This window comes from Duffyella gerundensis (assembly GCF_001517405.1).
GTDB lineage: Bacteria > Pseudomonadota > Gammaproteobacteria > Enterobacterales > Enterobacteriaceae > Duffyella > Duffyella gerundensis.
This window is the reverse complement of record NZ_LN907827.1, coordinates 896,809-917,432: the sequence shown is the minus strand read 5'-3', so window position 1 is coordinate 917,432 and position 20,624 is coordinate 896,809. Positions and strand designations below refer to the sequence as shown.

Sequence of the window (20,624 nt, the reverse complement as noted above, 5' to 3'; positions counted from 1 at the left end):
TTACAGCGTGCGGGACGAGGCCAGCACTTCTGCATCCAGCAGGGCATTACGCACCGGGGCAAAACTGCGTCGGTGATGCGGCGTTGCGCCATGTTTCGCCAGCTTTTCCAGATGGAAAGCGGTGGGATAACCTTTATGCTGGGCAAAGCCGTAATCAGGAAACTGCAAATCCAGTTCGGCCATTTCACGATCGCGTGTGACCTTGGCGAGTATCGACGCGGCACTGATTTCAGCCACCAGACTATCGCCTTTTATCACCGCCTGCGACAGCATCGGCAATGCTGGACAGCGGTTGCCATCGATCAATACATAATCTGGCGTCAGCGATAATCCAGCCACGGCACGCTGCATCGCTAACATAGTCGCATGCAGAATATTCAGCCGATCAATCTCTTCCGGCTCAGCGCGACCGAGACTCCAGGCAAGCGATCGCTCAATAATCAGATCATAGAGCGCATTGCGTCGCTTCTCAGATAATTTTTTTGAATCGGCAAGGCCAGGGATCGGGTTTGCCGGATCGAGGATCACCGCAGCGGTGACCACCGCGCCGACCAGCGGTCCTCGCCCGACTTCATCAACGCCTGCTATCGTAGTGGCCAGCGGATAGATAAAATTAGTCAAACGCCAACTCCAGTACGGCCTGCGCCGCTTGCTCATCTGCGTTCCAGCGAATTTGCTGGTGCAGTTCAGTAAATGTGTCCAGCAACGCTTTACGCGTTTCGCCTGGCATCAACAGTGGTTTTAATGCCGCGGCTAATTTTTCCGGCTGACATTCATCCTGCAGCAACTCTTTGACCAGTTCACGGCCAGCGAGCAAGTTTGGCAGGGAAACGTAGTCAGTTTTAACCAGCCGCTCAGCCAGCCAGAAGGTCACCGGCTTCATGCGGTATCCCACAACCATGGGACATTTCGCCAGCATACATTCCAGCGCGGCGGTGCCGGAAGCAAGCAGAGCCGCATCGCTGGCCACCATCGCTTCACGCCCATGGCCGTCCAGCAAATGCATGGTTAACTCTGGCGCAACCTGCGCTTTGATCTGCTCAAACTGTTCACGCCGTTTGGCGTTTACCAGCGGCACGACAATTTCCAGGTCGGGCCAGGTTTGCCGCAGTATCTGCGCCGTGCGTAAGAAATCGGCGCTCAACATTTCCACTTCAGCACCGCGACTGCCTGGCAGCAGCGCCAGGCAATGCGCATCCTCAGCAATGCCTAACGTGCGGCGAGCGGCCAGCTTGTCCGGTTGCAGCGGCATCGCATCGGCCATAGTGTGGCCGATAAAGCGGCAAGGCACGTTAAAGCGATCGTAGAACGCTTTTTCAAACGGCAAAAATGCCAACACCATATTGGTGTTGCGGCCAATTTTGAACACACGCTTCTGTCGCCATGCCCATACTGACGGGCTGACATAGTGGATGGTGCGAATACCCTGCCGTTTCAGGCGGCCTTCCAGCGTGATATTAAAATCAGGCGCGTCGATGCCAACAAAAACATCAGGTTTTAATGCGGTAAAGCGACGCGTTAAATCGCCGCCTATTTTGATCAGACGCGGCAGGCGACCAAGCACTTCAACAATGCCCATCACCGCCAGCTCTTCCATTTCATACCAGGCTTCGCAGCCTTCAGCCTGCATACGCGGGCCGGCAACGCCAACAAAGCGGGTATCAGGATGCTTAGCTTTCAGCGCGCGGATAAGGCCGGCGCCAAGAATATCGCCGGAGGTTTCTCCGGCGACAAGGGCAATAACGAGTGGACGCTCAGACATGAGTTAGCGAATTAAGCCTCGGGTCGATCGGGCAAAGAAATCGTAGAACGGCTGCACTTCAGGATGCTGCTGCGCAATCGCTTCGATTTCCGGTTTCACTTCATCCAGCGTTCTGCCACTGCGATAAAGCAGCTTATAGGCATTGCGAATTGCGTGAAGAGACTCTTTGCTGAAGCCACGACGTTTCAGGCCTTCAATGTTGATACCAAACGGCGTAGCGTGATTCCCTTGAGCAATCACGTAAGGCGGCACATCCTGGGCAACGCCAGAACAGCCGCCAACCATCACGTGTGCGCCAATGGTGCACCACTGATGAACCGCCGTCATGCCGCCGATGATAGCAAAATCATCAACGGTGACATGGCCACCCAGGGTCGCGTTATTCGCAAAGATGCAACGATTGCCAATGGTACAGTCATGCGCAATGTGCGTATTGACCATCAGCAGATTATCGTTGCCAATAACGGTGACTTCGGTGCCCTGCACGGTGCCACGGTGAATCGTTACGCTTTCACGAATGCGGTTACGATCGCCAATTTCAACGCGCGTGGGTTCTCCGGCATATTTCAGATCCTGGTTTACCTCACCGATGGAGACAAACTGGTAAATCTGATTTTCTTTGCCGATACGTGTGTGGCCATTGACCACGACATGAGAATTGAGCACGGTTCCTTCACCGATTTCGACATGCGCCCCGATATAGCAGAAAGGACCAATGCGAACGCGAGGGCCAATAACAGCGCCCTCTTCGATGACAGAACTTGGGTGGATTACGGCGGTTTGATCAATCACTGATTAAGACTCCCGGCTGCGGGCGCACATCATGGTAGCTTCACAGACAATTTTGCCATCAACGGTTGCCACGCCTTTAAAGCGCGTCAGCCCACGACGGGTTTTTTCGAAAGTGACTTCCATGATCATCTGGTCGCCAGGCACAACCGGACGTTTAAAGCGTGCTTCATCGATACCGGCGAAATAGTAAAGTTCGCCTGGTTCCAGTTTGCCCACGCTTTTAAACGCCAGAATGCCGGTGGCCTGTGCCATTGCTTCCAGAATCAGGACGCCCGGAAAAATCGGTTTACCAGGGAAGTGCCCCTGGAAAAACGGTTCATTTACAGATACGTTTTTTACAGCGCGTAAAAATTTATGCTCTTCAAACTCAAGAACGCGGTCGACCAGCAGAAACGGGTAACGGTGCGGCAGCAGTTCTAAAATCTCTTCAATTTTCAGAGTATGAGTTTCAGTAGTCAAAATACTCTTCCTGTCCTAAAAATTCTGATGGCATTAATAACACGGCCTGCACAGACCAAATGATCCTTAGCAGGCCGCAAATCAGTGTGTCTGGCTTCCCTGCTTAGCATGTTTTAATTATGAAAGCCGGGCAGTTGATGATGATTGTCGTATCCGGTGCAATCTGAACGATGCAAAAAGCACGGTGTTGCCTGTAAGCGTTCACCGCCTCAAGGCATTCCGTGCATCTGTGCGCCTGTTCCGGAGCGTACCGGTTAGTCTTTGTTGACCTTACGTTCGATGGTTTTCAGGCGTTTGCTTATTTCATCGATGTTCATCACCAGCGCTGCAGTTTTACGCCAGGTTTTATTCGGTTGTAGCGGAATGCCCGAAGAGTATACCCCAGGTTCCGTGATTGGTCTCATCACCATTCCCATACCGGTAACGGTGACCTTGTCGCAAATTTCCATGTGACCGTTGATCACACTTGCGCCACCAATCATACAATAACGGCCAATCTTCAGACTACCGGCCATGATCACACCACCTGCAACTGCCGTATTGTCGCCAATCATGACGTTATGTGCAATCTGACACTGATTATCAATAATCACACCGTTGCCAATGCGGGTGTCATCCAGCGCGCCACGGTCAATTGTGGTACAGGCGCCAATTTCAACACGATCACCGATGATCACCGCGCCAAGCTGAGGAATCTTCACCCAGTTGCCACGATCGTTGGCATAACCGAAGCCATCAGCACCGATCACCGTGCCGGACTGAATCAAGCAGCGCTCACCGATTTCAATCTCATGGTATACCGTCACGTTGGCCCACAGGCGGGAATGCGCGCCAATGCGGGTTTTCTTACCCACAAAGCAGCCAGCACCAATGACTACGTTATCACCGAGTACAACATCAGATTCGATAACCGCGTTGGCACCAATCGCTACATTTTCACCCAGGGTTGCAGTGGGATCGATAACAGCACTTGGGGCAATATTGCTGGCGGGTTGCGGCGTAGTATCCAGCAGTTGCGCCATACGCGCATAGGTCAGATAGGGATCTTTGACGATCAGAGCGGCACTCTTGCACCATTCCAGATCCGCTTCCGTCAGCACCACAGCGGAGGCCTGACAGCTGGCGAGCTGCTCACGGTAGCGGCTGTTAGCGAGGAAAGTAATGTGGTCAGTTTTTGCGGATTGCATAGAAGCAATGCCGGAGATGACGATATCGCCATCTCCATGCAATTCTGCATCCAACTGCTGGGCTAAATCAGCCAGTCGAATTGAAGGCATCTGTTATTTAACCTGCTTCAGAACATCAGCGGTAATATCTTTTGAGCTGCTTGCGTAAGCAACAGCGTTGGCATCGACGACAACGTCATAGCCTTCATCGCTGGCAACTTTCTTCACAGCATCCTGAATACGGCTCAGGATTTTATTACGCTCTTCCATCTGACGACGGCGATTGTCCTGCTCAAAAGCCTGTGCTTTTGAAGAGAATGCTTCACGCTGAGTCATGATGTCCTTTTCCATGCGGCTACGTTCGCTGGCCTTCATGGTTGAACCGTCGCGCTGCAGACGCTGCATTTTGGTTTGCAGATCGCGCTCCTGGGTCTGCAGCTCAGTTGCACGACCTTTGAATTCATTCTCCAGCTGCTTGGCAACAGTGGCACGTTGCGGTAACTGTTGGAAAATGCTGGACACGTTTACCACTGCAATTTTATCAGCAGCCTGAGCACCGGCGGAAACCGCTAATGCAACACTCAGACCTGCGGCACACAACAACTTTTTCACTATAAACTCCTTACCATCAACGTTTGTGTCTTTGACACAGATTTGCCTGAAGCCGGCGAGTTGCCGGACATCAGTGCAGTACTCGTTATCAGCGCATCCGTGCGCAGCGCATTACCAAGTTTTACCAATGTTAAATTGGAACTGCTCTGCTTTGTCTCCATCATACTTTTTCAGCGGCTGGGCATACGAGAACACCAGCGGACCAAGCGGCGACATCCACTGCAGTGCGATACCGCTGGAAACACGGATATTGGCGGGATCGCTGTAGTCAGGAATCCCGGCTGTACGTGTATCCGTGGTGTTTTCCCAGTTGGTATCCCACACGGTGCCGCTGTCGATAAACACCGACGTGCGCACTGAGTTAGCGTATTTCTCACTCAGGAAAGGTGTCGGTGTGATCAGCTCAAGGCTGGCAACTGCCATGGCGTTACCGCCCACCGCATCATTCGAGTCACACAGTCGGTTACTGCCTGAACAGGTTGATGAACCATCGTTGAAATAAGCCGCTTTCGGACCGATGTTGTTGGACCGGAAGCCACGCACGGTGCTTGAGCCACCAGCATAGAAGTTCTCATAGAACGGCATCTCTTTGCCGCTCAGTCCATCGCCGTAACCCACACGTCCGCGTCCCAGCATTACCCAGGTTTTATCCTGATTAAGCGGTACGTACTGTTGCGTATCCAGCGTCACTTTATAGAAGCTGTTATCCGAGCCCGGAATGGTGACTTTACCGTTCAGGTTGGTACGGTTGCCCTGCGTTGGGAAGAATCCGCGGTCCAGGTTGTTGTACGTCCAACCGTAGTTGAAGGTGAAATCATCAGCCGCATAATCGCCATCTTTGGTTTCTGCCTGATGTTCACCCACTGAGTCCAGATAACGCCACATCGCAACCTGCGGTTGCATGTTGGAAAGGTCGTTATGCACATAGCCAAGGCCGACGCGCAGGGTATTATTTTCGTTAACCGGGAAGCCTAACGTGCCGTCCACACCGTAACTTTTGTTGGTGTAGTCAGAAAGATCTGCATCGTCTGCTTTAAAGTCGTTATAGAACACACGACCGCCGAGGCTAACGCCATCAACCGTAAAGTAAGGATCGGTCAATGAGAATTCAGCGTAGGTTTGGTAGTCGTTTTTGGTACCGCTGATACCCACCGTGTTACCGGTGCCCAGCCAGTTATCCTGGGTTACGCCAACCTGGAAGCTGACGCCGCTTTCGGTGCCGTAGCCTACGCCAAAGTTAAAGGTGCCGGTGTTACGCTCCTTAACTTTGTAGACCACATCAACCTGATCTGGCGAACCCGGTACGCGCTGCGTATCGGTATCTACCGTTTCAAAATAGCCGGTACGGTTCAGACGCTCTTTGCCCTGCTCAACCAGGTCGCTGCCTAACCAGGCACCTTCCATCTGACGCATTTCGCGGCGCAGCACGGAATCTTTCGAGGTGTCATTGCCCTCAAAACGCACCTTGCGCACGTAATAACGGTTACCCGCATCTACGCTGATACGCAATTTAACCGTTTTGCCCGCGTCATCAATATCAGACTGGGTAACCACACGCGGATAGGCGTAACCGTAACGACCCAACAGTTTCTTGATGTCGTCTTCCATGCGGGTAACTTTCGCACCGTTATAGAGTTCACCTGGCTCGACCTTGGTCAACTGCTCGATCTCAGCTGAGTGACCGGCCATGCTACCGTTAACCACTACACCAGAAAGCTTGTACTGATCGCCTTCGTGAATATTGATGGTGACATAGATGCCTTTTTTATCCGGCGTCAGGCTGACCTGAGTCGAATCGATGTTAAAGCGGGCGTAACCGCGATCAAGATAGAAACTGCGCAGGGTTTCAAGGTCGCCCGCCAGCTTTTGCTTCTGATATTTGCGATCGCCGACCAGGTTCCACCACGGCACTTCATCACGCAGCTGGAAACGGGAGATCAGCTCATCAGAGCTAAAAGCTTTATTACCGACCACGTTAATCTGCTGAATCTTAGCTGAGACACCTTCGGTGAAGACCAGCTTGAGATCCACGCGGTTACGCGGCAGTGGTGTTACCACGGCTTTCACGCTGGCGGTGTATTTACCTACGCTGTAGTAGAAGTCTTCGAGCCCTTTTTCAATTGAGGAGATCGTGGTGCGATCCAGCGCTTCGCCTACGCGCACGCCTGAGGCTTCAAGGTTCTGCTTCAGCTGATCGTCTTTAACCGCTTTGTTACCGGAAAAAGTGATGCTGGCAATGTTTGGACGTTCCTTAACCTGCACGATAAGCGTATTGCCATCGCGCAAAGCCTGAACGTTTTCGAAGTTTCCAGTGGCAAACAGAGAACGGATGGTATTACTGATATCCTCATCGGATACTGTATCTCCAACACGAACCGGCATGCTCAGCAGAGCCGCCCCGACGGCGACCCGCTGCAGCCCTTCGAAATGAATGTCCTTCACTACGAACCCGTCTGCACCGTATACGGTGGCGCTGCTAAACAGCAGCGACGCTATGAGCAACTTTTTCATCGCCATCGTTGTTATGCGTTCTTCCTAACCTATCTCAAGCCTGATTGCATTCCGGCATCACAGACGAGAGAAATCATTGAAAAGTGCAAGCCCCATTAACATCACCAGCAAAACTGAGCCAATGCGATAACTGAAGTCCTGAACTCGCTCAGACACCGGTCCACCTTTGATCTTTTCGATCGCCAGGAAAAGCAGATGCCCACCATCTAATACCGGTAACGGGAAAAGGTTGATAATGCCAAGGTTGACGCTAATCAACGCGAGGAACATCAGATAATAAATAATCCCGTATTCTGCTGACATTCCTGCACCCTGAGCAATGGAAATCGGCCCACTCAGGTTGTTCAGCTTAACCTCACCGGTTATCAGTTTGCCCAGCATGCCCACGGTTAACTTCATCAACTGCCAGGTTTTTACTCCAGCCTCGCCGATAGCGGTTAACGGACCATACTGGCGTACCGTTTTGTATTCGTCTGCCAGCGGCTGAACCTGTGGGATAACCCCAACGTAGCCTTCCGCCTGATTACCTTTTTTTGGCTGTGGAGTCAGCGAAACGGTTTTGATTGCGCCCTGACGCTCAACTTCCACTACCACCGTTTTACCGGGATTATCGCGTACGGTTGCGGCAAAATTCTGCCAACGCTCGATTTGCCGACCATCGACTTTAACGATCCTGTCGCCTGCTTGCAAACCGGCATCGCTGGCGGGTGAACCCGCCTGCACTTCCGCTAATACCGTCTTTATTTCCGGCCCGTGCGGGTAAATGCCCAACGACACCACGGGATCTTGCTTGTCCGGCTCAAACTGCCAGTGGCTTAAATCAAGACGTTTCTCAACCACTCGATCGGAACCAAACGGCGCAAGGCCAAAGGTGGTTTCACTGTCGCCAATTTTACCGACCAGCGCCATGCGCACTGCATCCCAATCAGGCGTTTCGATACCGTCTACCGTCTTAAGTTCCATTCCTGGCGAAATTTGCGCTACTGCAGCGACGGAGTCCGGCACAATTTCACCGGTGACCGGCTTAACGCCCGGCACGCCGTGCATGAAAACCAGCCAGTAAGCAAAGACGGCAAAAATAAAGTTAGCGATGGGACCGGCGGCAATAATGGCTGCACGTTGAGCAACCGTTTTATTGTTGAAGGCCTGATGACGCAGCTCGGGTGGCACGCTCTCAACGCGTTCATCGAGCATTTTGACGTAGCCGCCGAGTGGAATGAGTGCGACAACGTATTCTGTGCCCTGCTTGTCGCGGCGTCGCCATAACGCTTTACCGAAACCAACGGAAAAGCGTTCAACCTTGACGCCACAACGCCTGGCCACCCAAAAGTGGCCAAACTCGTGCACAGTAATCAATATTCCCAGCGCGATGATAAATGCGGCCAGGCTCCAGAGAATGCTTAACATAGTTCAGACATCCTCACAGCGTGCCAAACACCAACAGCAGCAGGCAGGCAAACACCGGCACGGCAGCAGTCAGGCTGTCAATTCGATCCAAAATTCCACCGTGTCCCGGAATCCAGTGACCGCTATCCTTGATGCCTGCTTCACGCTTGAACATACTTTCGGTCAGATCGCCCAGCACCGAGGCCAGCGCGGCAACAATTGAGCACGCCAACAGTGCGCTGACGGTAATGTTCAACGGTGCCAGCAGGCCAAACAGGCCAGCGATGATAGCCGATGTCAGCAGGCCGCCAAAAAAGCCTTCCCAGGTTTTGCCCGGTGAAACTTTAGGTGCCAGTTTGTGCTTGCCGAACAGGCGCCCAAACATGTAAGCCCCCGAATCAGCGCCCCACACCAGCAACAGCACGTAGAGCAGCCACCATGCGCCAGCAAAGCTATCGGTTTCGTAATGATATTGCCGTAACGCCACCATACCCCAGAAAAAAGGTACGATGGTGAGTACGCCAAAAATCACGCGCGCAGGCCGGGAATCGCGCCAGAATTTTGCAGAAACAGGATAGGAGAGGACCAACAGAAGTGCGCCACACCACCAGGCGAGCGCAGCCCACAGAGAACCGGCAATTTGTGGCAGATGAACGGAATGTTGGTAGGCTGGCAGGCTGAACATCATCAGCACCAGCAGCAAACCGCAAAGCAACGCCATCCAGATGCGCTGCGAGGCAGAAGCGAAACCTGCAAACTGACCCCATTCCCAGGCGGCCAACATACAAATTGCCAACGTCGTCATCGCAAAGCCAACCGGTGGCAGCCAAAACAGCGCGGCGATCACCAGTGGAATCAGGATAAATGCAGTGAGAAGACGAGACTTCAGCAAAAGTTACCCCCAGGGCGCTCAGGCGCCGCCAGGTGCTGCGCCGCCAAAACGGCGCTCCCGGAGAGAGAAAGCATTCATTGCACCTTCAAAAACTTGTTCATCAAAATCAGGCCAAAGAACATCAGTAAAATAGAATTCTGCGTAGGCAATCTGCCATAGCAGGAAGTTACTGATTCGATGTTCTCCCCCGGTCCTTATTACCAAATCCACGGGTGTCAAATCGTGAAGCGCCAGGCGGCTACTGAGACTTTCCTCAGTGATCTGATCAGGACGAAGTAGTCCTTCCTGAACCTGCGCTGCCAGTTGTTGCACTCCATGGATGATATCCCAACGTCCGCCATAATTCGCGGCAATGTTGAGCGTGAGTCCATTATTTTGTTGAGTAAGTTCCTCAGAGCGACGGATACGCTCCTGAATACGCGCATTAAAACGGCTGGTGTCGCCAATCACGCGCAGACGAACATTGTGCTTGTGCAGGCTTTTCACTTCACTATCCAGTGCCCAGACAAACAGTTCCATTAGCGCAGTGACTTCCGCCGTTGGGCGGTTCCAGTTTTCACTACTGAAGGCATAAAGCGTGAGCGCTTCCAGCTTGTTACTGACCGCGAAGCTTACGGCACGACGCACCGATTTCACTCCCGCTTTATGACCAGAAATGCGTAACTTGCCCTGATTTTTAGCCCAACGACCGTTGCCATCCATGATTATGGCCACATGACGTGGGCCAGACTCGTGCAGGTCATCAGTTATTATTTGATTTTCGGACGACATAACGCGTAGTAATTCCTTTGTTCAGAAAGAGTGCCGTTTCTGAATACATTGTACGAGCGGCTTCAGCGTTGCATTTGTGCAACCGTTCTGACGCCCAAAGCCGTCAAACGCAAGCTGGCGACTATACCATTTTCGCTACAGGCGAACAAATGGCGCCAGCGCAAATCTCGCGTTGTGACTAACGGGCGAAACGGGGCAGTAACTCGCGCGCGGTCAGGCGAGCCTGATGATCGATAGCGACCACAGCCTCGATGCTGTCTGGCTCACTTAACGCCAGCGAAGCAAGCACTGACTGGTTTAGCGCAGCAATATCGACAAAGCGAATCTGCTGCTCCAGGAAGGCCGCGACGGCCACTTCGTTCGCTGCGTTCAGCGTCGTGGTGGCCGCCTGCCCTTGCTTACACGCATCGATTGCCAGTTTCAGGCAGGGATAACGTGCAAAATCGGGCTCAGCAAAGCTCAGGTCGCGCATGCGGGTAAAATCCAGCGGCGTCACGCCCGAAGCGATACGCTGCGGCCAGGCCATCACATGCGCAATCGGCGTGCGCATGTCAGGCGAACCCAGCTGCGCCAGCACGCTGCCATCACAGTAGCGCACCATGGAGTGAATCACTGATTGCGGGTGCAAAATCACTTCCATCTGCGCGTCAGTGGCGTTGAACAGCCATCGCGCTTCAATGTATTCCAAACCTTTATTCATCATGGTGGCCGAATCAACGGAGATTTTTCGCCCCATTGACCAGTTCGGATGAGCACAAGCCTGATCGGGCGTAACGTCGCGCAGATCGTTCAGCGGTGTGTTTCTGAATGGGCCACCAGATCCAGTCAGAATAATAGAATCAATGCCATTATTCTCCAGGTCAGCGTAACCTAACTGGTGCTGGATGGTAGCGGGCAAACTCTGAAAAATGGCGTTATGCTCGCTATCGACCGGCAATAACTGCGCGCCATGCTGCTTCACAGACTCCATAAATAAACGGCCGCAGGTCACCAGCGACTCTTTATTTGCCAGCAACACCGTTTTACCGGCGCGAATAGCAGCCAGCGTCGGCATTAGACCTGATGCGCCGACGATAGCGGCCATCACCTGATCGACCTCATCCAGCGCCGCCAGTTCGCAGGCAGCCTGAACGCCGGAGAGCACTTCGACCTGCAAGTTTAATGCTCTCAGTCGTTCACGCAACGCAGTGGCCGCGCTTTCGTCAGCCATCGCGACGTAACGGGGGCGAAACTGCTGACATTGTTCCGTCATAACAGCGACGTTTTTACCCGCAACTAAAGCGGTCACTTGATAAAGTTCAGGATTAGCGGCGACTACCGCCAGCGTGCTGGTGCCAATTGAGCCAGTGGAGCCAAGGATGGTTAAATGCTTCATAGAGTGCCCGGTGTGCGTCGTTAAGTCAGGCGCGGCGCTGAGAAAGGCCGCGCAAAATAGGCAGAATGCAAAACGCCGCCAGATAACGCATTCCCGAAGGAAACCTCTCTGTACGGCGTTTTAATCGCGAAATGATGGAATCAGAACTCCATCAGCTCCGTTTCTTTATCAGCCAGAGCCGCGTCGACTTTTTTAATGCTGGCGTCGGTCATTTTCTGAACCTCTTCCTGCGCGCGGCGCTCTTCGTCTTCGCTGACTTCTTTATCTTTCAGCAGAGCTTTGAGTTTTTCATTGGCATCACGACGAACGTTGCGCACGGATACACGACCCTGCTCAGCTTCGCCACGAACAATTTTGATCAGATCTTTACGGCGCTCTTCCGTCAGCGCAGGCAGCGGCACACGAATATCGGTACCGGCTGAGCTTGGATTCAGGCCAAGATCGGAGGTCATGATCGCCTTCTCAACCGCCTGGCTGAGTGAACGATCGAATACGTTGATTTTCAGCGTGCGGGAGTCTTCTACGGTGACGTTAGCCAGCTGACGCAGCGGGGTTGGCGTACCATAGTATTCCACCACAATGCCATCAAGAATGGCAGGTGAAGCGCGGCCAGTGCGCACTTTGCTGATATTGTTTTTGAACGCATCAACGCATTTTTCCATGCGTGTTTCAGCGTCTTTTTTGATGTCATTAATCACGATAAAACCTTTGGATTCTGTTTGACCAGCCAATCCTGCCTGACGCAAGATTGGGTCGAAAATCGGTGCTGCATCCTGAATATTGCGCGCACTGTTTTGCGGCGCGCTGACAGAATATACTCTATTTTATGCGCTGACGCGTATTAATGCGTAATCAGCGTGCCCTCTTTTTCGCCCATGACCACTCGACGCAGCGCGCCAGGTTTGTTCATGTTGAAGACGCGAATCGGCAGAGAATGGTCGCGCGCCAGGGTAAAGGCGGCCAAATCCATCACTTTTAATTCACGTTCCAGCACATCCTGGTAGCTCAACTGATCATGCAGCGTCGCGGTCGGATCGCTAACCGGATCGGCAGAATAAACGCCATCAACCTTGGTCGCTTTCAGCACCACGTCGGCTTCAATTTCGATACCGCGCAGGCAGGCAGCAGAATCGGTGGTAAAGAATGGGTTACCGGTACCGGCGGAGAAAATCACCACACGGTCATTACGCAGCAGGCTAATCGCCTCTGCCCAGCTGTAGTTGTCGCATACGCCATTCAGTGGAATTGCTGACATCAGACGCGCATTCACATAGGCACGATGCAACGCATCACGCATAGCCAGGCCGTTCATAACCGTTGCCAGCATGCCCATATGGTCGCCAACTACACGGTTCATGCCCGCTTTTGCCAGCCCGGCGCCGCGGAACAGGTTTCCGCCACCAATGACTACACCCACCTGAATGCCCAGCTCGACCAGCTCTTTAATTTCCTGGGCCATACGGTCCAGTACGCTGGCATCGATACCGAAGCCTTCGGCACCTTGCAGAGCTTCGCCGCTCAATTTTAGCAGGATGCGTTGATAAACAGGTTTTGCATTGGTCGCCATGATCATTTTCCTGGAAGATAACGTGAGATTGGAAGAGTTAAATCTGATCTATCATCCGCTTAGTGGGCGTGGATTACTATTGGGATGAAACTGAAAAAGGTCTGCCTGACGCAGATAAAAAAGAACCGCCAGGAGGCGGTTCTTGTCGTGCAATTACTGCTTGGACATCGCCGCAACTTCTGCTGCGAAGTCGGTTTCGACTTTCTCGATGCCTTCGCCCACTTCAAAGCGGATGAAGTTGATGACGTCAGCGCCCTGCTCTTTCAGCGCCTGGCCAACGGTTTTGCTCGGATCGATCACGAATGCCTGACCGGTCAGAGAAACTTCGCCGGTGAATTTCTTCATGCGGCCTTCAACCATCTTCTCAGCGATCTCTTTTGGCTTGCCAGACTGCATCGCGATGTCCAGCTGAACCTGGTATTCTTTATCAACCACTTCAGCAGACACATCTTCAGGCTTAACAAACTCAGGCTTGCTGGCGGCAACGTGCATAGCTATCTGCTTGATCAGCTCTTCGTTAGCGCCTTTCGCCGACACCAGCACACCGATACGTGCGCCGTGCAGGTAGCTGCCCAGTTCCTGACCTTCCAGGATAGCCACGCGACGGATGTTGATGTTCTCACCGATTTTAGCAACCAGCGCCACGCGCTCTTCTTCGAATTGCGCTTTCAGCACTTCAACATCGCTCACGCGATCGGCCGCCGCAGCGTCCAGAACTTTGTCAGCAAACGCCTGGAAACCACCATCTTTTGCTACGAAGTCGGTCTGGCAGTTTACTTCCAGAATCACCGCGTAATCGCCAGCGATTTTGGTTTTGATCACGCCGTCAGCCGCAACGTTGCCAGCTTTTTTGGCCGCTTTGATTGCGCCAGACTTACGCATGTTTTCGATAGCCAGCTCAATGTCGCCGTTTGCTTCAGTCAGCGCTTTTTTGCAGTCCATCATGCCAGCGCCAGTACGCTCGCGCAGTTCTTTTACCAGAGCAGCAGTAATATCAGCCATTCTCTATTCCTCGGTTAGCTGTGGCGTGTTTAATCCGGCATAAGCCAGGGTAAACAGCATTCTTCGCAGGAGTTTTCTGCCCCGCCTGACGTGATGTCATGCGCAGCAGCCTTTAAAAATAAAGGGGCCAGCTTCGGCCCCTTACAGAAAAACATCTGATCTTTAAGGGCTCTTATTACAGAGCAAACCTTATTACGCGTTTTCTACAGGCGCGTCTTCAGCTTGTTCAGCCAGATCCTGTGAACGGCCTTCGCGAACGGTAGTCGCTACAGCAGTCAGGTACAGGCTTACAGCACGGATTGCATCGTCGTTACCAGGGATAACGTAATCAACACCGTCTGGATCAGAGTTGGTATCAACGATAGCGAATACCGGGATACCCAGGTTGTTAGCTTCTTTGATAGCAATGTGTTCATGATCGGCATCGATCACAAACAGCGCATCTGGCAGGCCGCCCATGTCTTTGATACCGCCCAGGCTGTTTTCCAGCTTGGCCAGTTCACGGGTACGCATCAGTGCTTCTTTTTTGGTCAGCTTCTCGAAAGTGCCATCCTGAGATTGCCCTTCCAGATCTTTCAGACGCTTGATTGACTGGCGAACGGTTTTCCAGTTAGTCAGCATGCCACCTAACCAGCGGTGGTTTACGAAGAACTGGTCGCAGCTCAGTGCAGATTCTTTGATAGCTTCGCTTGCAGCGCGCTTGGTACCAACGAACAGAATCTTGCCTTTACGGGCAGAGATTTTGTGCAGTTCAGTCAACGCGTCGTTGAACATTGGTACAGTCTGCTCAAGGTTGATGATGTGAACTTTGTTACGCGCACCGAAGATGAATGGCTTCATTTTCGGGTTCCAGTAACGGGTCTGGTGACCAAAGTGAACACCGGCCTTAAGCATATCGCGCATGGAAACAGTTGCCATGATTACCTCTGAATGAATGTTTGGGGTTGAGCCTCCATGTATCCCATGCAACCGACCTCTTTCGAAGCACCCCGGCACATGTGTCGATACATGTGTGTTTTATTACACATAATGAGAGTTATGCGTTTCTCTGCAAGATGCACAAAGAATCGTCGGCGCGCTTTATACCATATTGCGCATCGCGGCGCCAATAAATGTTGCGCGGAGACGTCCGGTTTAATCTGCATTTGGCAGCATCCGGACGGGCTGCTAACATGACGCCACTGACCTTATTATCGCCGATTTTTTCGGCAGCAGCGGACAAAATGAATGGCAATTTCAATTAAGACCCCTGACGAAATCGAAAAAATGCGCGTTGCCGGTCGCCTGGCCGCCGAAGTGCTGGAAATGATTGAGCCCCACGTTAAGCCCGGCATCACCACCGCCGAACTGGATCGCATCTGTAACGACCACATTGTTAACGAACAGAAAGCCGTATCAGCCAGCCTCGGCTATCACGGTTTTCCTAAATCGGTGTGCATCTCCATTAATGAAGTCGTCTGCCACGGCATTCCCAGCGACGATCGCGTGTTGAAAGATGGCGACATCGTTAACATCGACGTCACTGTGATCAAAGATGAGTATCACGGCGATACCTCGAAGATGTTCATCGCAGGCAAGCCGACCATTCTGGGTGAACGCCTGTGTCGCATTACACAAGAGAGCCTTTATCTGGCGCTTCGCCAGGTTAAGCCAGGCGTGCGTCTGCGCACGCTGGGCCGTGAGATCCAGAAGTTCGTTGAAGCACAAAATTTTTCCGTGGTGCGTGAATATTGCGGGCACGGCATCGGCAAAGGGTTCCACGAAGAGCCGCAGGTCCTGCATTATGATGCCGATGACGGCGGCGTGGTGCTGCAGCCGGGCATGACCTTTACCGTTGAACCGATGGTCAACGCCGGTGATTATCGCATTCGCACCATGAAAGATGGTTGGACGGTAAAAACCAAAGATCGCAGCTTGTCGGCACAATATGAGCATACTATTGTGGTCACAGAAAACGGCTGTGAAATTTTAACGCTGCGTAAAGATGAGACTCTCCCTGCCGTTCTGGTTAACGAAGAGTAAAACGCATAGCAAGAAGACAAAGCCGGCGCATGCCGGCTTTTTTATGGCCGCTGAAAAGGGGGACGGATGAGTAACAGCGTAAATGAAAGCGTTCAGGCCGGGCTGAAACAGTCGCCCGGAGAATGGCCGGACGAGGCGTTAACGCGCGAGCAGATCAAGCAGCAGCTCGACATTTTCCAGCAGCATCTGGCCACCGCTTTCGATGGCGGTGTGCCTGTCTCTTCATTGATTGATGCGCGCACGCTCTACGTCGATCGGCTGCTGCGCCGCCTGTGGCGTTTCTATGGTTTTGAAGCGCTCAGCGACGTTGCGCTGGTGGCGGTAGGCGGTTACGGACGTGCTGAATTGCATCCGCTGTCCGATATCGACGTGCTGATTCTCAGCCGACAAACGCTGTCCGAAACAGCTGCGCAGCGCACCAGCGAGCTGCTCACCCTGCTGTGGGATCTTAAACTGGAAGTGGGCCACAGCGTACGTACGCTGGAAGAGTGCCTGCTCGAGGGTTTGTCTGATCTCACCGTCGCCACCAATCTGATCGAATCGCGCATGCTGGCCGGAGACGTCACGCTGTTTCTTGAGCTGCAGCGCAACGTTTTCAGCGATGGTTTCTGGCCATCAGCGCATTTTTTCGCCGCTAAAATCGATGAACAGGTCGAGCGCCATAAACGCTATCACGGTACCAGCTACAACCTTGAACCCGACATCAAAAGCAGCCCCGGCGGATTACGCGATATCCATACGCTGCTTTGGGTGGCACGGCGGCATTTTGGCGCCACCTCACTCAGTGAGATGGTTGGCTTTGGTTTTCTCACCGAAGCCGAACGTAACGAGTTGAACGAGTGCCAGACGTTTTTATGGCGCATCCGCTTTGCGTTGCATTTAACGCTAACGCGTTATGACAATCGCCTGCTGTTTGATCGCCAGCTGAACGTTGCTCAGCGCCTGAATTATCAGGGCGAAGGCAACGAGCCGGTTGAACGGATGATGAAGGATTTTTACCGCGTTACGCGCAAAATCGGCGAACTAAATCAGATGCTGCTGCAGCTGTTTGATGAGGCGATTCTGGCTATCGATACCACTGAAAAGCCGCGCCATATCGACGACTATTTTCAGCTGCGCGGCAACCTCATCGATCTGCGCGACGCCACGCTGTTTGAACAGGAGCCCGCCGCGATCCTGCGCATGTTCTATGTCATGGTGCGCAATCCGCAAATAGAAGGTATTTACTCCACCACGCTGCGCCATCTGCGCTATGCCCGTCGCCATCTCAAGCAGCCGCTGTGTCATATTCCTCAGGCGCGCCAGTTGTTTATGTCTATCCTGCGCCATCCCGGCGCGGTAAGCCGCGCGCTGGTGCCAATGCATCGCCACAGTGTGTTATGGGCCTATATGCCGCAGTGGAGCAACATTGTTGGCCAGATGCAGTTTGACCTGTTTCACGCCTATACCGTTGATGAACACACCATTCGCGTGCTGCAAAAGCTGGAAAGCTTTGCTGATGAAAGCACGCGCTCGCGCCATCCGCTCTGCGTCGAGCTATGGCCGCGTCTGCCTCAGCTGGAACTGATGCTGATGGCGGCGCTGTTTCACGACATCGCCAAGGGGCGCGGCGGCGATCACTCGATTCTTGGCGCGCAGGATGCACTGGAGTTTGCCGAGCTGCACGGTCTTAACTCGCGAGAAACCCAGCTGGTTGCCTGGCTGGTACGCCATCACCTGTTGATGTCGGTCACCGCCCAGCGGCGTGATATCCAGGATCCCACCGTAATTCAGCAGTTTGCTGAAGTGATGCAGAACGAAAACCGACTGCGTTATCTGGTCTGTCTGACGGTGGCCGATATTTGCGCCACCAACGAAACGCTATGGAACAGCTGGAAGCAAAGCCTGTTGCGCGAACTGTTTTTTGCTACGGAAAAACAGCTGCGGCGCGGCATGGAAAACAGCCCCGATTTGCGGGAGCGCGTGCGCCATCACCGGCTGCAAGCGCTGGCGCTGTTGCGTATGGATAACATCGACGAGCAGCGGCTGCACCAGATCTGGAATCGCTGCCGGGCAGACTATTTCCTGCGGCATACGCCTAATCAGCTCGCCTGGCACGCGCGTCATTTGATGCCGCACGATCTCAGCAAGCCGCTGGTGCTGCTTAGCCCGCAGGCGACGCGCGGCGGCACAGAAATCTTTATCTGGAGCCCGGACCGTCCTTATCTCTTCGCCACGGTGGCAGGCGAGCTCGATCGCCGCAATCTCAGCGTCCATGACGCGCAGATTTTTACCAGCCGCGATGGCATGGCGATGGATACCTTTATCGTGCTTGAGCCAGACGGCAGTCCATTGGCATCCGACCGCCACGTCATGATCAGCCACGCGCTTGAGCAGGCGATCACGCAGACAGAGTGGGTGACGCCGCGCACCCGACGACCGTCGCCGCGGTTAAAGCACTTCAGCGTGGATACCGAAGTCAATTTTCTGCCGACGCACACCGATCGCCGCACTTACCTTGAACTGATCGCGCTCGATCAGCCCGGCCTGCTGGCACAGGTGGGAGAAGTGTTTGCCGATCTCAACGTCTCACTGCATGGCGCCCGCATCAGCACCATTGGTGAACGCGTTGAAGACCTGTTTATTCTGGCCAACAGCGAAAGGCGCGCCCTTGATGCTGAATTATGCGAACTGTTGCAACAACGGTTGACAGACGCCCTTAATCCAAACGATAAAGTGTGACCTTTATCGGTTTTTATTTTCATTCTCATCGCCCGGACGCGTTGTCCGGTTAACGCGGTGAACAGACAGAATCAGGAAAGGCATCATGGAACAGTTAAAAAGCGTTATTGAAGCGGCCTTTGAGCGCCGTGCCGACATCACCCCTGCTAACGCCGACGCCGCAACGCGCGACGCCGTCAGCCAGGTGATTGCCCTGCTCGACAGCGGCGCCCTGCGCGTAGCCGAAAAAATTGCGGGTGAGTGGGTCACTCATCAGTGGCTGAAAAAAGCGGTATTGCTCTCTTTCCGCATTAACGACAATCAGGTCATTGATGGCGCAGAAAGCCGTTATTTTGACAAAGTGCCGATGAAGTTTGCTGACTATGATGATGCGCGCTTCAAAAAAGAGGGTTTCCGCGTGGTGCCGCCGGCGGCAGTTCGCCAGGGCGCCTATATCGCGCGCAACACCGTGCTGATGCCCTCTTACGTCAACATCGGTGCCTACGTTGATGAAGGCTCTATGGTGGATACCTGGGCAACCGTGGGCTCCTGTGCACAGATCGGTAAGAACGTTCACCTTTCCGGCGGCGTAGGCATCGGCGGCGTACTGGAGCCGTTGCAGGCAAACCCGACCATTATCGAAGATAACTGCTTTATTGGCGCCCGCTCTGAGATTGTTGAAGGGGTGATCGTTGAAGAAGGTGCGGTGATTTCCATGGGCGTTTACATCGGCCAGAGCACCAAAATCTATGACCGCGAAACCGGTGAAGTGCATTACGGCCGTGTACCGGCGGGATCGGTGGTGGTATCGGGTAACTTGCCTTCTAAAGATGGCAGCTACAGCCTCTACTGTGCGGTCATCGTGAAGAAAGTTGACGCAAAAACCCGCGGCAAAGTGGGCATCAACGAATTATTACGTACCATTGATTGATCTTCTGCGGGCCACATCGCTGGCCCGTAAAATTTTCTTTACAGTTCCTGAATAAAAACCTGATTCTCCTCACGAATCAACAGGTGCGTTTACTTTTCAATCAGTTCATAATCCGCGCCAGATAACGCGCCAGATGCTCATCCGCCCTTTCCGACTGTTTTATTTATACTCCTGAGAGCGGGACGAGCATGCAGCATGGCAGCACTTCTGCCATTCCCGCAGCGTAGCCGAACCGACATTGATATGACATCCTCGAAGGAATTAACCACTATGTACGACAATTTGAAAGGTCTTGGCATTAGCAAACCTGATGATATTGACCGCTATAGCCTGCGTCAGGAAGCGAACAACGACATTCTGAAGATCTACTTCCGCAAAGATAAAGGCGAATTTTTTGCCAAGAGCGTGAAGTTTAAATATCCACGCCAGCGTAAAACCGTAGTTGCGGATAACATCGGCCAGGGCTACAAAGAAGTGCAGGAAATCAGCCCTAATCTTCGCTACGTGATTGATGAACTTGATCAAATCTGCCAGCGCGATCAGGTTGAAGTCGATCTGAAACGTAAAATCCTTGATGACCTGCATCATCTGGAAAGCGTTGTAGCGCATAAAATTGCGGAAATCGAATCGGATCTGGAGAAGTTAACGCGCAACGGCCGTTAATTTGCTTTATACC

General features: G+C 53.1%; 19 protein-coding genes. 4 read left to right on the top strand and 15 right to left on the bottom strand.

Annotated features, from left to right (window positions below; all coding sequences use genetic code 11):
* From rnhB to rpsB, 15 genes are all read right to left on the bottom strand, one after another.
* Entirely contained in the window at positions 1-621 is a 621-nt protein-coding gene (rnhB, locus tag EM595_RS04080; protein ID WP_157883844.1) for a ribonuclease HII, read from the bottom strand.
* Complete coding sequence (lpxB, locus tag EM595_RS04075; protein ID WP_067428120.1) at positions 614-1,762, bottom strand: lipid-A-disaccharide synthase; 1,149 nt, start codon at positions 1,760-1,762, stop codon at positions 614-616. Before lpxB ends, rnhB begins: the two co-directional genes overlap by 8 nt.
* A gap of 3 nt (positions 1,763-1,765) precedes the next feature.
* The gene (lpxA, locus tag EM595_RS04070) at positions 1,766-2,554 is read right to left on the bottom strand and encodes an acyl-ACP--UDP-N-acetylglucosamine O-acyltransferase (RefSeq protein WP_067428118.1); all 789 of its coding nucleotides are present in this window, start codon (positions 2,552-2,554) and stop codon (positions 1,766-1,768) included.
* 3 nt (positions 2,555-2,557) lie between these two features.
* Positions 2,558-3,013 (bottom strand): 3-hydroxyacyl-ACP dehydratase FabZ, encoded by a 456-nt coding sequence (fabZ, locus tag EM595_RS04065; protein WP_067428115.1) that lies wholly within the window; start codon positions 3,011-3,013, stop codon positions 2,558-2,560.
* A gap of 254 nt (positions 3,014-3,267) precedes the next feature.
* The gene (gene lpxD / locus EM595_RS04060) at positions 3,268-4,290 is read right to left on the bottom strand and encodes a UDP-3-O-(3-hydroxymyristoyl)glucosamine N-acyltransferase (RefSeq protein ID WP_067428114.1); all 1,023 of its coding nucleotides are present in this window, start codon (positions 4,288-4,290) and stop codon (positions 3,268-3,270) included.
* A 3-nt stretch (positions 4,291-4,293) separates the two neighbouring features.
* Complete coding sequence (gene skp / locus EM595_RS04055; RefSeq protein ID WP_067428113.1) at positions 4,294-4,791, bottom strand: molecular chaperone Skp; 498 nt, start codon at positions 4,789-4,791, stop codon at positions 4,294-4,296.
* Between the two features lie 111 nt (positions 4,792-4,902).
* Positions 4,903-7,308: an outer membrane protein assembly factor BamA gene (gene bamA, locus EM595_RS04050; RefSeq protein ID WP_067428112.1), complete on the bottom strand. Its 2,406-nt coding sequence runs from the start codon at positions 7,306-7,308 to the stop codon at positions 4,903-4,905.
* Between the two features lie 51 nt (positions 7,309-7,359).
* Positions 7,360-8,709: a sigma E protease regulator RseP gene (rseP, locus tag EM595_RS04045; protein ID WP_067428111.1), complete on the bottom strand. Its 1,350-nt coding sequence runs from the start codon at positions 8,707-8,709 to the stop codon at positions 7,360-7,362.
* 13 nt (positions 8,710-8,722) lie between these two features.
* The gene (cdsA, locus tag EM595_RS04040; protein ID WP_067428109.1) at positions 8,723-9,580 is read right to left on the bottom strand and encodes a phosphatidate cytidylyltransferase; all 858 of its coding nucleotides are present in this window, start codon (positions 9,578-9,580) and stop codon (positions 8,723-8,725) included.
* Between the two features lie 18 nt (positions 9,581-9,598).
* Complete coding sequence (ispU, locus tag EM595_RS04035) at positions 9,599-10,351, bottom strand: (2E,6E)-farnesyl-diphosphate-specific ditrans,polycis-undecaprenyl-diphosphate synthase (RefSeq protein WP_067428107.1); 753 nt, start codon at positions 10,349-10,351, stop codon at positions 9,599-9,601.
* Positions 10,352-10,529: 178 nt separating this feature from the next.
* Complete coding sequence (ispC, locus tag EM595_RS04030; RefSeq protein WP_067428105.1) at positions 10,530-11,726, bottom strand: 1-deoxy-D-xylulose-5-phosphate reductoisomerase; 1,197 nt, start codon at positions 11,724-11,726, stop codon at positions 10,530-10,532.
* A gap of 140 nt (positions 11,727-11,866) precedes the next feature.
* Positions 11,867-12,424 carry a ribosome recycling factor gene (gene frr / locus EM595_RS04025; RefSeq protein WP_067435135.1) on the bottom strand — a complete coding sequence of 186 codons (558 nt, stop codon included), beginning with the start codon at positions 12,422-12,424 and terminating at the stop codon, positions 11,867-11,869.
* 143 nt (positions 12,425-12,567) lie between these two features.
* Positions 12,568-13,293 carry a UMP kinase gene (gene pyrH, locus EM595_RS04020; RefSeq protein WP_067428103.1) on the bottom strand — a complete coding sequence of 242 codons (726 nt, stop codon included), beginning with the start codon at positions 13,291-13,293 and terminating at the stop codon, positions 12,568-12,570.
* Between the two features lie 153 nt (positions 13,294-13,446).
* Entirely contained in the window at positions 13,447-14,295 is an 849-nt protein-coding gene (gene tsf / locus EM595_RS04015) for a translation elongation factor Ts (RefSeq protein ID WP_067428101.1), read from the bottom strand.
* A 192-nt stretch (positions 14,296-14,487) separates the two neighbouring features.
* Positions 14,488-15,213: a 30S ribosomal protein S2 gene (gene rpsB, locus EM595_RS04010; RefSeq protein WP_067428100.1), complete on the bottom strand. Its 726-nt coding sequence runs from the start codon at positions 15,211-15,213 to the stop codon at positions 14,488-14,490.
* Between the two features lie 309 nt (positions 15,214-15,522).
* Between rpsB and map the strand changes: the two genes are divergently transcribed.
* The 4 genes from map (at position 15,523) to EM595_RS03985 (ending at position 20,611) form a co-directional block, all read left to right on the top strand.
* Positions 15,523-16,317 carry a type I methionyl aminopeptidase gene (gene map / locus EM595_RS04000; RefSeq protein WP_067428096.1) on the top strand — a complete coding sequence of 265 codons (795 nt, stop codon included), beginning with the start codon at positions 15,523-15,525 and terminating at the stop codon, positions 16,315-16,317.
* Between the two features lie 66 nt (positions 16,318-16,383).
* Entirely contained in the window at positions 16,384-19,038 is a 2,655-nt protein-coding gene (gene glnD / locus EM595_RS03995; protein WP_067428094.1) for a bifunctional uridylyltransferase/uridylyl-removing protein GlnD, read from the top strand.
* Between the two features lie 85 nt (positions 19,039-19,123).
* Positions 19,124-19,948, top strand: coding sequence for a 2,3,4,5-tetrahydropyridine-2,6-dicarboxylate N-succinyltransferase (dapD, locus tag EM595_RS03990; protein WP_067428092.1), 825 nt, complete (start codon positions 19,124-19,126; stop codon positions 19,946-19,948).
* A gap of 270 nt (positions 19,949-20,218) precedes the next feature.
* A complete protein-coding gene (locus tag EM595_RS03985) occupies positions 20,219-20,611 on the top strand; it encodes a DUF3461 family protein (RefSeq protein ID WP_067428090.1) in 393 nt (130 codons plus the stop codon).
* The last annotated feature ends 13 nt before the right edge of the window (positions 20,612-20,624 follow it).

What these genes read in the sequence shown, in the direction of transcription:
- lpxB (WP_067428120.1), bottom strand. Translation starts at nt 1,762, where the DNA reads ATGTCTGAGCGTCCACTCGTTATTGCCCTTGTCGCCGGAGAAACCTCC.
- lpxD (WP_067428114.1), bottom strand. Translation starts at nt 4,290, where the DNA reads ATGCCTTCAATTCGACTGGCTGATTTAGCCCAGCAGTTGGATGCAGAA.
- bamA (WP_067428112.1), bottom strand. Translation starts at nt 7,308, where the DNA reads ATGGCGATGAAAAAGTTGCTCATAGCGTCGCTGCTGTTTAGCAGCGCC.
- rseP (WP_067428111.1), bottom strand. Translation starts at nt 8,709, where the DNA reads ATGTTAAGCATTCTCTGGAGCCTGGCCGCATTTATCATCGCGCTGGGA.
- ispU (WP_067428107.1), bottom strand. Translation starts at nt 10,351, where the DNA reads ATGTCGTCCGAAAATCAAATAATAACTGATGACCTGCACGAGTCTGGC.
- ispC (WP_067428105.1), bottom strand. Translation starts at nt 11,726, where the DNA reads ATGAAGCATTTAACCATCCTTGGCTCCACTGGCTCAATTGGCACCAGC.
- pyrH (WP_067428103.1), bottom strand. Translation starts at nt 13,293, where the DNA reads ATGGCGACCAATGCAAAACCTGTTTATCAACGCATCCTGCTAAAATTG.
- tsf (WP_067428101.1), bottom strand. Translation starts at nt 14,295, where the DNA reads ATGGCTGATATTACTGCTGCTCTGGTAAAAGAACTGCGCGAGCGTACT.
- rpsB (WP_067428100.1), bottom strand. Translation starts at nt 15,213, where the DNA reads ATGGCAACTGTTTCCATGCGCGATATGCTTAAGGCCGGTGTTCACTTT.
- map (WP_067428096.1), top strand. Translation starts at nt 15,523, where the DNA reads ATGGCAATTTCAATTAAGACCCCTGACGAAATCGAAAAAATGCGCGTT.
- glnD (WP_067428094.1), top strand. Translation starts at nt 16,384, where the DNA reads ATGAGTAACAGCGTAAATGAAAGCGTTCAGGCCGGGCTGAAACAGTCG.
- dapD (WP_067428092.1), top strand. Translation starts at nt 19,124, where the DNA reads ATGGAACAGTTAAAAAGCGTTATTGAAGCGGCCTTTGAGCGCCGTGCC.
- EM595_RS03985 (WP_067428090.1), top strand. Translation starts at nt 20,219, where the DNA reads ATGTACGACAATTTGAAAGGTCTTGGCATTAGCAAACCTGATGATATT.